Annotated in this window: 12 protein-coding genes, 1 tRNA gene and 3 pseudogenes; 5 read left to right on the forward strand and 11 right to left on the reverse strand. The window is 61.9% G+C overall.

What is annotated here, in order from left to right; all coding sequences use genetic code 11:
* The first annotated feature begins 71 nt into the window (after nt 1-71).
* A complete protein-coding gene (locus tag VOI29_RS15335; protein WP_323780421.1) occupies nt 72-1,229 on the forward strand; it encodes an IS110 family transposase in 1,158 nt (385 codons plus the stop codon).
* Nucleotides 1,230-1,752: 523 nt separating this feature from the next.
* Here VOI29_RS15335 and VOI29_RS15340 read toward each other — a convergent pair.
* The 6 genes from VOI29_RS15340 to VOI29_RS15365 are packed head-to-tail and all read right to left on the reverse strand — an operon-like array spanning nt 1,753 to nt 8,032.
* Nucleotides 1,753-3,309 carry a cryptochrome/photolyase family protein gene (locus tag VOI29_RS15340; RefSeq protein ID WP_323780389.1) on the reverse strand — a complete coding sequence of 519 codons (1,557 nt, stop codon included), beginning with the start codon at nt 3,307-3,309 and terminating at the stop codon, nt 1,753-1,755.
* Between the two features lie 19 nt (nt 3,310-3,328).
* Nucleotides 3,329-3,877, reverse strand: a complete 549-nt coding sequence (locus VOI29_RS15345; protein WP_323780392.1) for a DUF3833 family protein — start codon at nt 3,875-3,877, stop codon at nt 3,329-3,331.
* On the reverse strand, nt 3,874-5,100 hold the full coding sequence (locus VOI29_RS15350; protein WP_323780396.1) for an MFS transporter: 1,227 nt from the start codon (nt 5,098-5,100) through the stop codon (nt 3,874-3,876). Before VOI29_RS15350 ends, VOI29_RS15345 begins: the two co-directional genes overlap by 4 nt.
* Before the next feature lie 2 nt (nt 5,101-5,102).
* Complete coding sequence (locus VOI29_RS15355; RefSeq protein WP_323780398.1) at nt 5,103-5,594, reverse strand: hypothetical protein; 492 nt, start codon at nt 5,592-5,594, stop codon at nt 5,103-5,105.
* Nucleotides 5,587-6,744, reverse strand: a complete 1,158-nt coding sequence (locus VOI29_RS15360; RefSeq protein ID WP_323780402.1) for a cyclopropane-fatty-acyl-phospholipid synthase family protein — start codon at nt 6,742-6,744, stop codon at nt 5,587-5,589. The genes VOI29_RS15355 and VOI29_RS15360 overlap by 8 nt, the downstream gene beginning before the upstream one ends.
* Nucleotides 6,683-8,032 (reverse strand): NAD(P)/FAD-dependent oxidoreductase, encoded by a 1,350-nt coding sequence (locus VOI29_RS15365; protein ID WP_323780405.1) that lies wholly within the window; start codon nt 8,030-8,032, stop codon nt 6,683-6,685. The genes VOI29_RS15360 and VOI29_RS15365 overlap by 62 nt, the downstream gene beginning before the upstream one ends.
* A gap of 124 nt (nt 8,033-8,156) precedes the next feature.
* Between VOI29_RS15365 and VOI29_RS15370 the strand changes: the two genes are divergently transcribed.
* The gene (locus tag VOI29_RS15370; RefSeq protein WP_323780407.1) at nt 8,157-8,921 is read left to right on the forward strand and encodes a DUF1365 domain-containing protein; all 765 of its coding nucleotides are present in this window, start codon (nt 8,157-8,159) and stop codon (nt 8,919-8,921) included.
* Between the two features lie 4 nt (nt 8,922-8,925).
* Nucleotides 8,926-9,651, forward strand: coding sequence for an SDR family NAD(P)-dependent oxidoreductase (locus tag VOI29_RS15375; RefSeq protein ID WP_323780410.1), 726 nt, complete (start codon nt 8,926-8,928; stop codon nt 9,649-9,651).
* A 42-nt stretch (nt 9,652-9,693) separates the two neighbouring features.
* Here VOI29_RS15375 and VOI29_RS15380 read toward each other — a convergent pair whose 3' ends face one another.
* Nucleotides 9,694-10,329, reverse strand: coding sequence for a ChrR family anti-sigma-E factor (locus VOI29_RS15380; RefSeq protein ID WP_323780413.1), 636 nt, complete (start codon nt 10,327-10,329; stop codon nt 9,694-9,696).
* Entirely contained in the window at nt 10,330-10,959 is a 630-nt protein-coding gene (locus VOI29_RS15385; protein WP_323780415.1) for a sigma-70 family RNA polymerase sigma factor, read from the reverse strand. It lies immediately after the preceding gene.
* 156 nt (nt 10,960-11,115) lie between these two features.
* On the opposite strand from VOI29_RS15385, the gene VOI29_RS15390 reads away from it, so the two are divergent.
* Nucleotides 11,116-11,832 carry an SDR family NAD(P)-dependent oxidoreductase gene (locus tag VOI29_RS15390; protein WP_323780418.1) on the forward strand — a complete coding sequence of 239 codons (717 nt, stop codon included), beginning with the start codon at nt 11,116-11,118 and terminating at the stop codon, nt 11,830-11,832.
* Nucleotides 11,833-11,929: 97 nt separating this feature from the next.
* Here VOI29_RS15390 and VOI29_RS15395 read toward each other — a convergent pair.
* Nucleotides 11,930-12,136: pseudogene (locus VOI29_RS15395) on the reverse strand (AMP-binding enzyme); the annotation flags it as partial.
* A 62-nt stretch (nt 12,137-12,198) separates the two neighbouring features.
* Between VOI29_RS15395 and VOI29_RS15400 the strand changes: the two are divergent.
* A pseudogene (locus VOI29_RS15400) lies at nt 12,199-12,432 on the forward strand (transposase); the annotation flags it as partial.
* Nucleotides 12,433-12,563: 131 nt separating this feature from the next.
* Here the strand turns inward: VOI29_RS15400 and VOI29_RS15405 are convergent.
* Nucleotides 12,564-12,638, reverse strand: a tRNA-Gln gene (locus VOI29_RS15405).
* A gap of 299 nt (nt 12,639-12,937) precedes the next feature.
* Nucleotides 12,938-13,678: pseudogene (locus VOI29_RS15410) on the reverse strand (acyl CoA:acetate/3-ketoacid CoA transferase); the annotation flags it as partial.

The following is a 13,678-nucleotide window of genomic DNA, read 5'->3' on the forward strand; positions in this document are numbered from 1 at the left end:
CGCAAACAGATCCCATGATTAGTGGCGCAGAGCGGATAGGCTGCGCCATGCCAATGATAGGAGAACTGGTCATGTCGTACTCACTCAATACGCCGAAATCTGTTCAATACGACCGCACGCTTGTCCTTGCGATCGAGTTGAGCAGCAAGTCTTGGGTCCTGGCGGCACAAGTGCCTGGTCTGCCGCAATCTAAGACCAGAACTATGATCGCACCTGATAAGCTGGCCCTTGAAACGGCAATCGATGGGTATCGGACCCGTGCCGCCGCCGCTGGCTCTCGAGTCGATCGTGTGATCGCGATTTATGAAGCTGGATGGTCCGGATTCTGGCTGGCGCGATGGTTGATCGCGAAGGGCGTGGAGGTCCACGTTGTCCAGCCTTCGAGTGTTCCAGTTGATCGCCGCATGCGCCGCGCCAAATCCGATGGTATAGATGCCGAGTTGCTTCTCCGCACTCTGATGGCGTGGCTTCGCGGAGAACCGCGGGTCTGTTCCATGGTGCCAATCGCGGACGAAGCCGACGAGGATGCACGGCGATGCATCCGCGAGCGAACGGAGTTGATCTCCGAGCGGATCAGCCTGACCAACCGGATCGGCGCCGTACTGGCGACATTAGGCGTCGAGGGTTACAATCCGCTCCTCCAGAGTCGCCGGCATCGATTGATGGATTTGCGCACCGGGCTCGGTGAGCCGCTGCCGCCGAACGCATTTGCAAAGATTGACCGGCTATTGAGCAGGCTCGAGCTCGTGCTCACCCAGATCGCTCAGCTGGAACGGGAGCGTGATGCCGTGGTTAAGGAACCCGCTGCGGATGAGGCCGGAAAAATGATCCAGCAGCTTTGCCGGTTACGCGGTATCGGGGTGCAGAGCGCCACCGTGCTGGTTCGCGAGGCTTTCGTGCGCCACTTCGCCAATGGCAAGGCGTTGGGATCGTATGCTGGTCTTACGGCGACGCCCTACAACAGCGGTGGAGTAGAGCGTGAGCAAGGGATCGGGAAAGCCGGAAACAGGCGGCTTAGAACGACGATGGTCGAACTGGCGTGGCTCTGGCTACGCTACCAGCCCGGTGCCGCGCAGGTTACCTGGTTCCGGGAGCGAACAGGCCAGACCGGCCGGCGTGTGCGTAAGGTGATGATCGTTGCGCTTGCCCGAAAGCTGCTGATTGCCCTTTGGCGGTTCGCCACTGATGGAGTGGTCCCACACGGAGCGACCTTGGGACCCGCCGCCTGACAGCTAATGAGATCAGGCTGCTTTGCGACGGCATGGCGGCTTGGTGACCGAGGGAACGTCGCCGTTGTCCGGCGTGGCACAATAGATGCCGTTTTCACAGAGTGGTGCCGTTCTTTTGGAGTTCTCCGGTCCCGAATGCGGGACAGTGGTTGGGATGCTGGTCCCGCCGGATGTGAGGTTTGCAGACAAGGGTCTGCCGAAAGAGAGCTCACCTCGAGCGCCGATGAAGAAATAATACCATTGACGGAGACATCATCATGTGAGGCCGGACACACGTCTGCTTTTGACCAGTGCGAAACCAAATCAAAATGCCTTGCAATGCTGGAGCTATCCACACAAGCCATTCGTTGCGAGTGCGAAGTGGCCGGTGGATCAGGTGAAAATTTCGTCCTTGGATGTGTCAGCATCCAAGACGCGGATATTTCGACTAATGGCCAGAATTCCAAAAGGTGAATTCCCCAGCACTTACAGAGTTGCCGATTGAAACGCGATCCTTCAACGGGCGCAATGATATAAGGCAATGTTATTCGTCACAATTCCGCTCCAGCACCTGCCGGGCAGTTTCCAGATATTCGTCTTGTTGTCCGGCACTCATCCTGTCCCAGGTGCTGTAGACCTGCCTCAAGCGAGGGTTATCGCGCAGCTTGGCTTGGTTGCGAGCCAGGAAGTCCCAGTAGAGCGGGTTGAACGGGCAGGCTCCCTCACCGGTCTTGCGCTTCACGTCATAGCGGCAAGTTGGGCAGTGGTCCGACATTTTGTTGATGTAGTTGCCGCTGGCGGCATAGGGTTTCGAGCCCAGCAGACCGCCATCGGCATACTGGCTCATGCCGATCACGTTGGGCGCCTCGACCCATTCATGGGCGTCGGCGTAAACCGCCAAGTACCATTCATGCACCTGATGCGGGTCGACGCCCGCCAGCATGGCGAAATTCCCCGTCACCATCAGCCGCTGGATGTGGTGCGCATAGGCTTCGTCGCAGGTATGGTTGATGGCGGCAGCCAGGCAGGCCATGTCTGTGTCGCCTGTCCAGTAGAAGCCGGGCAGGGGGCGGGTGGCTTCCAGAAAGTTCCGCTCGGTATAGCCCGGCATGTTGAGCCAGTAGATCCCGCGTACATATTCTCGCCAGCCGATGATCTGGCGGATGAAACCTTCTGCCGCATTGAGCGGCGCGTGCCCTTCGTAATAGGCCCGCTCCACCCGGCTGCAGACCTCCAGCGGCTCCAGCAGACCCGCATTGATGTAGTGAGACAGGACGGAGTGGTAGAGGAACCGTTCCCCCTCCAGCATCGCATCCTGGTAGTCGCCGAAATTCGGCAGCGCCTCCCCGGTGAAGCGCTCCAGCGCCGCCAGCGCATCCTCGCGGGTCACTGCAAACCAGAACGGGCGTAGGGTGCCGAAGTGGTCGCCGAACTGCGACTCCACCAGATCCAGAACCTCCTCTGTGATCTCATCGGGGCTGGTTTGCGGCGGCTCCGGCAGCGTCAGGCCGTCCTCTGCGGGCTTGCGGTTTTCGTGATCGAAGTTCCATTTGCCGCCTTCCGGATCCTCGCCGTTCATCAGCAGCCCGGTTTCGCGGCGCATCTCGCGGTAGAAATACTCCATCCGCAGCTGCTTGCGCCCCTCGGCCCATTCGCCAAACCGCTCATGGGAGCAGAGAAACCGGCTGTCCTGTTGCATATCCAGGGGAACATCCGCCGCCTCCGCCCAGTCCTGAAGGGCAGATTTCAGCCGGTATTCGCCGGGCTCGGTCACAACCACGCGGGCCAATGGATGCGCCTCGCGCAGGCGGTCGATTTCACCGGTCAGGCTGCCGGAGTTATCCGGGTCGTCCAGCCGCACGTAGTGCACCTGCCAGCCGTCCTCCTTTAGCGCCTTGGCAAAGTGGCGCATTGCCGAAAACAGAAATGCGATCTTCTTCTTGTGGTGCTGTACGTAACCGGCTTCCTCCGCAACTTCCGCCATCAGGACGATGTCGCGGTCAGGGTCCGCGCCCTTGAGCGCGGCGATGTTGCGGCTGAGCTGATCGCCCAGAATGAGGATGAGGCCGCGGCTGCCGGATTGATCGTCAAATGGGGGCATCGGGTATCACCGTCAGGGGTTAGCTGGCAGGCCGCATGGTGGCGACCAGTTCCGCAACCTTGAGGCCGAATTTGCGCATCTCGGACTTGTTCATGATCACCCCGTCAGCTGTGAGATACAGCGAATCGGTGGCTTTAAGGGTGTGACCGCCTGCGCTTTCGGGCAGGATGATCTCGTAGGTCAGCTGCATGGTGGAGCCGGACACGATGCCCTTGGCCTCTCCGGCCAGGTCATCGGCCGTAGCGGTGAATGTATTGTCCGGCCCGAGGGTGAGGAACCATATCCGGCTTTGGGTGACGCCGTTGGAATAGGTGAACTCTTCGCTCAGCGTGCCGGTTTCCCCGTCCCATTCGCCCACCATTTTGGCGGTGAAGCTGTTGGTCATCTTGCCAGTTGGGCCGAAAATCACCCCCTCCGACAGGATCTCGCCGGACAGATGCTTGGTCAGGATGAACTGCGGGCCGGAGTCCGCATAATCCTGCGGCGACTGGAAACGGAAGCTGAACAGGTAGGTTTTCGCGAACATCACAAGCACGATGATGGCAAGGGCAAGGGTCAGGAGTTTCATGCGGTTGCTCTCTCTGATGGCAGGGTCAGGGCAAAGGCGAAAGCGGCGGTTTTCAGAACGCAGGGCAGCACGGCATAGGCCAGGGCAAGCGCGCTGAGCGCCCGGGCGCTGTTGTCCGCCCCGGGCTGGAAGCCCTGCTGCTCTAGCAGCGGCAGCGCCAGGGCGGCGGCAAGGGCCAGCGCCAGCTTGCCGGCAAAGGACCAGATGCCGAAGGCGGCGGAGGCGTTGAGGCCCGCGCGGGTCAGCGCGATGCTGAACATGGCGGGCAGCAGTACCATGTCAGCGCCCAGGGTGGCGCCCGATACCGCGCAGATCACCGCAAAGCCCAGCACGCTGCCCGGCCCCAGAAAGGCCGCGCCGGCAAAGCTGGCGATGGCCAGCGGCATGGCAATCAGCAGCGTCTGTTTCGCCCCGATCCGCTGGCTGAGGCGCGCCCACAGCGGCACGCTGAGGCCAGCGCTCAGGAAGAACAGCACCAGCAGCGGCCCTGCGTAGGCGGGAAGGTTCAGCCGGTCCTCGACAAAGAACAGGAACAGGGTGGAGGTCAGCGCCACCGGCAGGCTATTGAGCACTGCCAGTACCAGCAGACGCACCGCGCCGGCCTGGGTCAGGGCCAGGGCTGACAGCGGTTGGCCGGTGACAGCCGGGCGCCTCCACATGGGCCGGGTGGCCGCGGCGGTGAACAGGGCAAAGCCGCCGAGGGTCAGGCCAAAGGCGGGATAGCCCTGGCCCGCGGCTCCGAGCGCCACCAGAACCGCCGGTGCGATGGCGGCAAAAATCACGCCGCTGAGCATGCCCGCCTCGCGGAAGGCGGCCAGCGTCATCAGCTCGCGCGGGGTGGATTGTTTGGCCAGCGTGGCGCTGCGGCCATAGAGCAGGATCATGCCAAGACTGTAGGCCGAAAACAGCAGCAGGAGGACCAAGACCAGCTTAAGCACCGCGTGCGGGCCCGCCGTCAGGCCGAACAGCAGCGGAAAGCCGACGGCCAGCCCACCCGTCGCCGCCAGCGCGAACCAAAGCTGCGCCCCGGGCCAGCGGTCGATAGCCCAGCCGATCAACGGGTCCTGCACCAAATCAAACAAACGGATCACCAGCAGGATGCCGCCAAGCGCCCCCAGGCCGATCCCCAAATTCACCGAGGCAAACTGCGGCAGGTGAATATAAAGCGGGATCCCCGCCGAGGCGAGCATCATCGCATAGAGGCTGACGCGGGGGTACAGCATCCTCAGCCCAGAAGCGCGCGGGTGAACCGAGCGGAGCGGGTGTTTGCGCCGACAAAGATCGACATGAAGCCGCGCTTGATACCGGGCTGGCTCAGGGTGCAGGCGGTGCGTCCATTGCGCAGGAACTTCACCCGGTCAGGTCCCTGGCTGACGGCCAGATACCGGTCGCCGGGGGAGACGGCCTGAAAACAGGCCTCAAACCGGGCGCGGGCCGGGGCGGGCTGCCCCAGCCGCCGCATTTCGCGCAGGGTTGCCTCGACCAGATCCTTCTGGCTCAGCCGACGCTGATAGGTCAGCTCGATGCCGAAATCCTGCGACCAGTCCAAGGGCGCGGCGCCCCTGGTGAACAGCCGGGCCTGATAAACCGGAAAGCCAAGGAACCGGAATGTCCCAGCGCCGCGCTGTTCCGCCCCCGGCAGCAGCGATTGCACAGGGGAGGCAAAGCCTGCCGCCGGAACCGCCAGCAGGCAAAGGGTCAGCAGCAGCCTACGCATGGGCCAGCTCAACCTGCACAACATTGGTGTGGCCGATGGCAAAGGAGGCTGCACAGATCTGCAAATAATACTGCCAATTGCGGAAGAACGCCTCGCCATAGCCCAGTTCCGCGATCCGGTGCTTCTGCACGGCAAGGCGCTGGGCCCAGATCCGGCAGGTGCGGGCATAATCCTGCCCGAAGGCAAAGCTGTCCGCGACCTGCAGCCCGGCCGATTTTGCCTGCTGCGCGATCACCTGGTCGGACAGCAGCATACCGCCGGGAAAGACATACTGGCGGATGTAGTCGGAGGAGGTCCGGTAGGCCGGAAAGAAGTCGTCCCGCACGGTGATCGCCTGCAGCAGCACCCGGCCGCCTTCGGCCAGACTGTTCTTGAGCTTGGCGAAATAGCTGGGCCAGTAGCGTTCGCCGACGGCCTCGATCATCTCTATGGAGACGATATTGTTGAACTTGCCCTCGATATCGCGGTAGTCGCGCAGCTGGATGTCGGCACGCCCGTCGAGGCGGCTCTCGGCATAGCTGTGCTGGTTGCGCGAGATGGTGACGCCGGTCACGTCGCGGCCCTCGGTGCTGGCCTGTTCGGCAAAGCCGCCCCAGCCGCAGCCGATCTCCAGCACCCGCTCGCCGCTGCCCAGCCGCGACAGGATACGGGCGTTCTTGCGGCTTTGTGCCTGGGCGAGATCATCGCCGTCAGCGCCAAACAGGCCGGAGGAATAGGTCATGCCGTCATCCAGCCACAGCTGGTAGAACTCATTGCCGACATCGTAATGGGCGCGGATGTTCTTGCGGGCGCCGTGTCTGGAATTTGCCCGCAGCAGGGTGTCGACGAAGCGGAACTTGGCCCGGTTCAGCGGGCTGGCCTGATCGTAGCTGCCCAGGTGCTCGCGGTTGCGCATCGCCAGTTGCATCAGCCCCTCGACGGACGGGGTGTCCCACAAGCCCTGCACATAGGCTTCGCCCAGCCCGATCTGGCCGTGTGCCGCCATAGCGGAGACAGCGGCCCAGTCGTTGATCTGTATTTCGGCCTCGGGGCCGCGGTCGCCGAATTCATACCGTGCGCCATCCGGGGTGCGCAGCGTCAGCCGCCCCTCACGCAGTCGCGCGCAGACCGTCACAAATTCCGACTGAAGGGCTTTGTCCGTGAATGCCATGATCTGTTCCTTTGACCAGAGAGGGGGTGAGAGAGTTCATCATGCGGACAATCCGCATGGCGCTGGCGATGCCGTCTTCGTGGAAGCCGTGGCGGTTGTAGGCGCCCGCGAACCAAGTGTTGTTCTGTCCCTGCATCGCCCGGATCTGGCGCTGGGCGCGCAGGGCTGCCTTGTCAAAAACAGGATGCGAAAACTCCACCCGGTCATAGATCTTGTCCGCCGGGATGGGCCAGGTGGGGTTCAGGGTCACGAACAGCGGATCACTTTCCGGGATGCTTTGCAGCCGGTTCATCCAGTAGGTAACGCCGACGCCGCCGCCCTGGCTGCGGTAGGCCCAACTGGACCAGCAGCTGCGACGTTTGGGCATCTGGACTTCGTCGCAGTGCAGCACCGCCGTGTTCGGCTGATAACGGATTGCCCCAAGCGCGGTGGACTCAGGCAGAGTGGCATCAGCGCCAAGGATGGCCAGCGCCTGATCGGAATGGCAGGCAAGGATGATGTCATCAAAACCGCGCGGGTCCGCCCCCTGCGCCTGCACCGATACACGGCCGCCCCGGCGGATGACACTTTGAACCGGGCAGCCGGTTCGGATCTCGCAGCCGCGGGCAATCAGCGCGGTTTCCAGACGGCGGACATATTCGATGCTGCCGCCCTCGACGGTCCACCACTGGTGTTTGCCGGTGCCCGCCAGCAGCGCGTGGTTGCGGAAGAAGCGGACCAGCGACTTGGCCGGGAAGGCATCGACGTCGGTGACAGGAGTCGACCAGATCGCGCCGCACATCGGCAGCAGGTAGTGATTGCGGAACCAGCTCCCGAGGCCCAGCTCCTCCACCAGCTCGCCGATGGTCTTGTCATCATCTGTGGCGGCCGCCTCGGCCCGTTTACCGAAACGCACGATATCGGCGACCATCTTGTGGAATTGCGGGCGCACCAGGTTGCGCTTCTGCGCGGCCAGCATGCGCAGGCTGTTCAGCCCGTATTCCAGCCGACCGTCATCGATGCTGGCGCAAAAGCTCATCTCGCTCTTGATCACCGGCACGTCCAGCTCGCGGAACAGCCGGGTCAGGTAGGGGTAAGTGACGTAGTTGAAAACGATGAAGCCGGTATCCACGGGCTGATCGCCATTCTTTCCCGCCAGCACGGTGCGCGCATGGCCGCCCAGCCGGGGCGCCGCTTCAAACAAGGTAACATCATGTCGTTCAGACAGGTAATACGCCGCGGACAGCCCGGAAATGCCGCCTCCCACGATGGCAATCTTGCGGCGTGGTCCCTGAGTTTGATCCAGCATGCGTCGGTTTTCCCTTGCTGTTGTTTAGACCGGATACGCCGTCGGCAAGAATGCGGATCACTTCGTTCCCGAAAAAACTGTGTTAGCGGGTGATCCGGCGCAGAGGCGGCTGCGTATCCGGTGTATGATCGAACATATTGCAGCACAGACATTTCACGCGCGTCGGGGCAGCCTGAAGAATGCCTTCCGCTACGGCGTGGACTACATTCTGACTGACATGACCCATGGCTCGCCGCCATTGCTTTCACGCAACCGCTTCAACCTGTTATCGATCCACGACCGCCGCCACGGCGGCCCCCGCGGCAACGGGCGCGGCGTCGCCTGGTTCCGCGAGGAGCTGGAGCGGCGCGGTTTCCCTATGGAGGGCGCGCAGCTGCTGCTGCTGACCCAGCCGAGTTTCCTGTGGTTCCATTTCAACCCGGTCAGCTTCTGGATCGCGGTCAAGGATGGCAGCCCGCGTGCCTTTATCGCTGAGGTGAACAACACCTTCGGCCACCGCCACTGCTATTTCGCGGCCCATCCCGATTTCCGCCCGATTGAGCGCAGCGAGGTGATCGATGCGGAAAAGCTGATGCATGTCTCGCCGTTCCAGCAGGTGGCCGGGCGCTACCGTTTCAATTTCGGGATGACTGAAGATGCCGTCAACATCCGGATTGACTATACCAACGGGGCCGAGGGCGTGCTGGCGACGCTGAACGGCCTGCGCCGCCCCGTCACCACCTGCGGGCTGGCGCGGGCCGCGCTGCGCCGGCCGCTGGGGGCGGCGCGGGTGGTGGCGCTGATTTACTGGCAGGCGCTGAAGCTTTGGGTCAAGCGCGCGCCCTTCCTGAAAAAGCCCGCGCCGCCGGAACCGCTGATTTCAGACAGTTCAACGTTTTCGGGAGGCTAGGCGCGTGACGCAATTCGCAGGCAAGACTTTCTGGCTGGTCGGCGCCAGCCACGGGCTGGGGCGCGAGGTTGCCCGGCGGCTGGACCGGGCCGGCGCCCGGCTGATCCTGTCGGCGCGGTCGGAGGATGCGCTGAACGAGCTGGCTGGAGAGCTGCGCCAGGCGGAGCCGGTGCCGCTGGATGTCACCGATCTGGAGTCGGTTGCGAATGCCGCACAGCAGGCCAGGCCGGTTGATGCGCTCCTGTACAACGCAGGCGCTTATGAGCCGATGCGCACCCAGGACTGGGACAGCGAGGCGGTGCTGGCAATGAGCGACGTGAACTTCACCGGCGCGCTGCGGGTTCTGGGGCAAGTGGTCCCAGGATTTGTCAAGGCGGGCCGGGGTGATATCACGCTGGTCGGCTCCCTGGCAGGATACCGGGGGCTGCCCGCATCGATCGGCTATGGCGCCAGCAAGGCTGCGCTGATCAGCCTTGCCGAGACTATGCGCCACGACCTGAAGGATAGCGGCGTCACTGTGCGCGTGGTCAACCCGGGCTTCATCAAAACCCGGCTGACGGACAAGAACAGCTTTAAGATGCCGCAGCTGATGGACCCGGAAGACGCCGCCGGACATGTGGTTGCCGCCATGCAATCGCACCGGTTCAGAACGGATTTCCCTCGGCCATTTTCTTACGCGATCAAGGCACTTGACCTGCTGCCCGACTGGCTGGTTTACCGCGGGAAGTAAGGCTGGCCGCCCGTTAACAGCGGCAGCCTCAAACCAACTTCGTCAAATACGGAACAGCGGCTGCAGCAGGCGCGGGATCAGCGCCTTAAACCGCAGCGGTGCATCGGTGGCTGCCAGGCAGATGCAGGGATCGCCAGCATCTGCAACCGGTGTGTGCTCCAAGGTCTCGTCGCCGATCTCGACGTCCCCGACACCAAACCGCCCGGTTTCGTCGCTGAAGCTGCCCTGCAGCACCAGGGTAAGTTCCAGCCCGTTGTGGCTGTGATCCGGCACCGCTTGGCCGGCGGGGATGTAAAGCAGCCGCGCGGAGCCGTAGTCATCTTCGAAGAGGATGTCCTGCTTCACCCCCATGCCCAGCGTGCGCCACTTTGGCGGCCGCCCTTTAAGCGACTGCATCACCGGCCCAGGGTAGATCCCCTTTGCGTCATAGACCGGTTCCGGCGCTGCAGGCTCATCCAGCTGCGCCAGAAGGTTCGATTTTGCGCCTTCCTGCATCGCCACGCAGGCGGCCCCCTCCAGAAGCGCGCCGCCAACCGCCTGATGCGCGCCAAGCGCTGCCTTGCAGTCGCGGCAAAGGGACAGGTGGCTGGAAACAACCATGGAAAAAGCATGCGGCAGGCTGCCCGCCGCATAGGCCGCGATCATCGGATCGGGGATGTGATGTGTGATTGCAGGCATTCAACGCAATCCTTTTAGTTCCTTGCGCAGCCGCCCAAGGCCAAGGCGGATACGCGACTTTACTGTACCCAGCGGCAAGCCCGTCTGGGTGCTGATCTCCTGATGGGTCAGATCGCCGATATAGGCCTTTTCGATCATTTCCTTCTGGTCGGGGTGCAATTGCGCGATGGCTTGCTTGAGGTGCAGGGATTCCTGCTCCAAGGCCAGGATCTGGCTGGCATCGGGCTCTGTACCGGGATCTACTCCCAGCTCATCGGGGACAGGCCGGCTTTCCTTGCGAACAATATCGATATGACGATTGCGGGCAATCTGGTAAATCCAGGCAGACGCCTGCGCCTTGTGCGGGTCAAACATCGCTGCCTTGCGCCAGATGGTGAGCATAACGTCCTGGACAATCTCTTCGGCCAGCGCGGGGCGGGCACCGCAGCGGATCACAAATCCCTTCAGGCGCGGGGCCAGGTGATCAAACATGTCACCGAAGGCTGCGCGGTCGCGGTGATCGCGCACGGCCAGTAACCAGATAGTAAGCTGTGAGTAGTTTTTTTCTTTTGACACTACTGCTTTGTCCTCAAGGGATGCCCGAAGCACAGCGTTTTTAACGGGCGGTCTGTCCAAGTTTAGTGTCAGCATAGTCCTCATACGGACCGGTGTGAAAGTTGGATCATAGGCGGCCGTGATTTTTTCGGCTCCCTCCAGCCCGGCTGGGCGTCCAGGGCATCAAGGACTGATCCGCTTTCGCTTACGGAGCGTACCAAACGCAAACCCTCAATAAGAAGGTGCCTGGTCATGGAGAATATTGATGTCAGCGGCGGGTCCGGGGCGATCGGCTCAGCTTTCCTGAGTGAACTGGCGCAGAAATACCCGCGGGCCCGCATACACAGCCTGTCCCGCAGTCCGGCAGCCCAAGCCCCGGCCGGTGTTCAGACGCTGCAGGTGGATTATCTGGATGAAAACAGCTTGCAAGCCGCAGCGGAGCAGGTCGCCGGGATAGGCGCGGTTGATCTTGTGATTCTGGCGGGCGGGATCCTGCATACGGGGGATATCATGCCGGAAAAATCCCTGAGAGAGCTGAGCGCTGAGAAACTCCTGGCGCTCTTCACGGCCAACACGGTGGCCCCGGCCCTGACCGCAAAGCACTTTCTGCCCTTGCTGCCGCGTGACAGGCGCGGGGTTTTTGCCGCTCTGTCCGCCCGCGTCGGCAGCATCTCCGACAACCATCTGGGCGGCTGGTATTCGTACCGGGCGTCCAAAGCCGCGCTGAACATGTTCATCCGCACTGCCGCGATTGAAATCCGCCGCCGCCACCCCGAGGCCATTGCCGTAGGGCTGCATCCCGGCACAGTGGAAAGCGGCCTGTCCCAGCCGTTTCTGCGCAACGCCGCCCCGGATAAGTGCTTTTCGCCGCAGTATTCGGTTTCCCGGATGATGGCCGTGATCGACGCCCTGAGCCCTTCTCAAAGCGGGCTCTGTTTCAACTGGGACGGAAGCCGCATCGATCCCTGAACCGAAATGGGGAACAAGGGGGCGGCGCCAGTGGAGGCCGTCCCAGAAGAGTATCGAAAACACACGCCCGGTGCTTGCGCGGTCAGGGCGCCGCAATTCACTTCGGCTGCTCGCGCAAGGCAAATTTCTGGATCTTCCCAGTCGAGGTTCTCGGTATCGCCGTAAAGACGAACCTGCCCGGAACCTTATAGGGCGCAAGTCGGTCACGGCACCAGCTGCGCAGTATATCCGCATCGGCCTCCTGCCCCTTGGCCAATTCGACAAAGGCACATGGGGTTTCGCCCCATTTTTCATGCGGCATGGCTTTGTTGCGCAAAGGCTGGATGAGGGATTCATCTCGTGAATACAGCATGGTAGCCGGCTTTCATGGGCAGCCCCATCCCGCCGAGCTACAAGACCAAGAACTGGCCGGCCTGCAACGCAGCGTTGAAGCAGTGCGGCTCCCTTGCGATCTGGTTCGATCCAGAGATGGCCTGGGTGCCGCCACCAACGAGCAAGCGTGGACGGCAACCGCAGTATAGAGATGCCGCGATCCAGACCTGCCTGACGATGAAAGTGCTCTTCGGTATGTCCCTCCTTCAGACGACTGGATTTGTGGAGAGACGGACCGCTTGCGTGCATAGCGCGCAACGCATTGTGTTACACTCTGTGTCACAGTTTCAGATGGCTGAGACACAGAGTCTAAGCTGAGCCTGGGAAAGCTCTTATTTTTTTGACTTTTCAGAGAAAATTGGCTGGGGTGGTAGGATTCGAACCTACGATACACAGTACCAAAAACTGCTGCCTTACCACTTGGCTACACCCCATCGGTGAGGCGCTGTCTAAAGTTTGTTGCTGGGGGGTGCAAGAGGGTTTTTGAAAAAAAATGCAGTTCCTGACCCGCTCTCTTCAAGAAATCTGCACACCCCCGGATTTTCGTCAGCCGGCGACGGTCTGATGCCCTTGGAAACCGTAGCTGCCTCAAGGGCTTATTGACCCTTTGCGTAAAATTTCAGAGCGTCAGCCAACAGCAGGAAAGAGGGATCAGGCCGCTTCATTCCGGCGCGCACGGGCTGGTGCGGACGGGTGGCCAGCCCGGCAAGGGCTGGCGCAGTCTGTCACCCTGTCAGGATCCCCAGATGGCCTGATGCGCTTCCTCACCGCTCTCGAAAATATGCGGCTGCACTCCGCGGCTGGCGAGGGTCCCCTGCATTTTCAGGCGCATGAAAGCGCTGGTGGTGTAGTGAGCGATCGAGGCGCTGTGGCGTTCCAGTGTCCGGCCGACCACGGCTGCGTAGGCATCTTGCAGGTCCTCGGCAATGCGGAAGCCGTTCTGGTTCACCACCATGTTCACATCCCCGCCGCTTTTGGCAAAGGCATCCTGCAGGACCCGGGCGAGGTCCTCGACGTCGCGCTTCTTCTTGACGCTCCAGCCTTCGAGGTTGAGGAACATGGTGTGACGAACCGCATCATAGGTGACCCGCTCCGACAGGTTCAGGTTCAGCAAGTCGTTCATCAAGCCCATCGGCTCATCTTGGAAAATGCGAGGATCCATTTGGGTGACATTCTCGATGATCGGCTTGAACTCCATCTGATCAAGAATATCCCTCTGCAGGTCGATGCCGGGCGCAATTTCGACCAGCTCCAGCCCATTGGGCGTCAGCTGCAGCACGCAGCGTTCGGTCACGTAAAGCACCGGTTGCGAGCGTTGCGAGGCGTAAGGTCCTGAAAAGGTGATCTGTTCGATCAGCCGGACGAACTTCTTGTTGCGGCCCTCCTGCACAATGCGCAGGTTGCCGTCCTCAACCGCGACTTTCAGCCCGCCAGCGGTGAAGGTGCCGGCAAAGACTACAGCGCGGGAGTTCTG

Source organism: Leisingera sp., from assembly GCF_034669605.1.
Lineage (GTDB): Bacteria > Pseudomonadota > Alphaproteobacteria > Rhodobacterales > Rhodobacteraceae > Leisingera.

Excerpts from the sequence above, each read along its gene's own strand:
- VOI29_RS15335 (WP_323780421.1), top strand. The coding sequence starts at position 72 with ATGTCGTACTCACTCAATACGCCGAAATCTGTTCAATACGACCGCACG.
- VOI29_RS15340 (WP_323780389.1), bottom strand. The coding sequence starts at position 3,309 with ATGCCCCCATTTGACGATCAATCCGGCAGCCGCGGCCTCATCCTCATT.
- VOI29_RS15345 (WP_323780392.1), bottom strand. The coding sequence starts at position 3,877 with ATGAAACTCCTGACCCTTGCCCTTGCCATCATCGTGCTTGTGATGTTC.
- VOI29_RS15350 (WP_323780396.1), bottom strand. The coding sequence starts at position 5,100 with ATGCTGTACCCCCGCGTCAGCCTCTATGCGATGATGCTCGCCTCGGCG.
- VOI29_RS15355 (WP_323780398.1), bottom strand. The coding sequence starts at position 5,594 with ATGCGTAGGCTGCTGCTGACCCTTTGCCTGCTGGCGGTTCCGGCGGCA.
- VOI29_RS15360 (WP_323780402.1), bottom strand. The coding sequence starts at position 6,744 with ATGGCATTCACGGACAAAGCCCTTCAGTCGGAATTTGTGACGGTCTGC.
- VOI29_RS15365 (WP_323780405.1), bottom strand. The coding sequence starts at position 8,032 with ATGCTGGATCAAACTCAGGGACCACGCCGCAAGATTGCCATCGTGGGA.
- VOI29_RS15370 (WP_323780407.1), top strand. The coding sequence starts at position 8,157 with ATGATCGAACATATTGCAGCACAGACATTTCACGCGCGTCGGGGCAGC.
- VOI29_RS15380 (WP_323780413.1), bottom strand. The coding sequence starts at position 10,329 with ATGCCTGCAATCACACATCACATCCCCGATCCGATGATCGCGGCCTAT.
- VOI29_RS15385 (WP_323780415.1), bottom strand. The coding sequence starts at position 10,959 with ATGCTGACACTAAACTTGGACAGACCGCCCGTTAAAAACGCTGTGCTT.
- VOI29_RS15390 (WP_323780418.1), top strand. The coding sequence starts at position 11,116 with ATGGAGAATATTGATGTCAGCGGCGGGTCCGGGGCGATCGGCTCAGCT.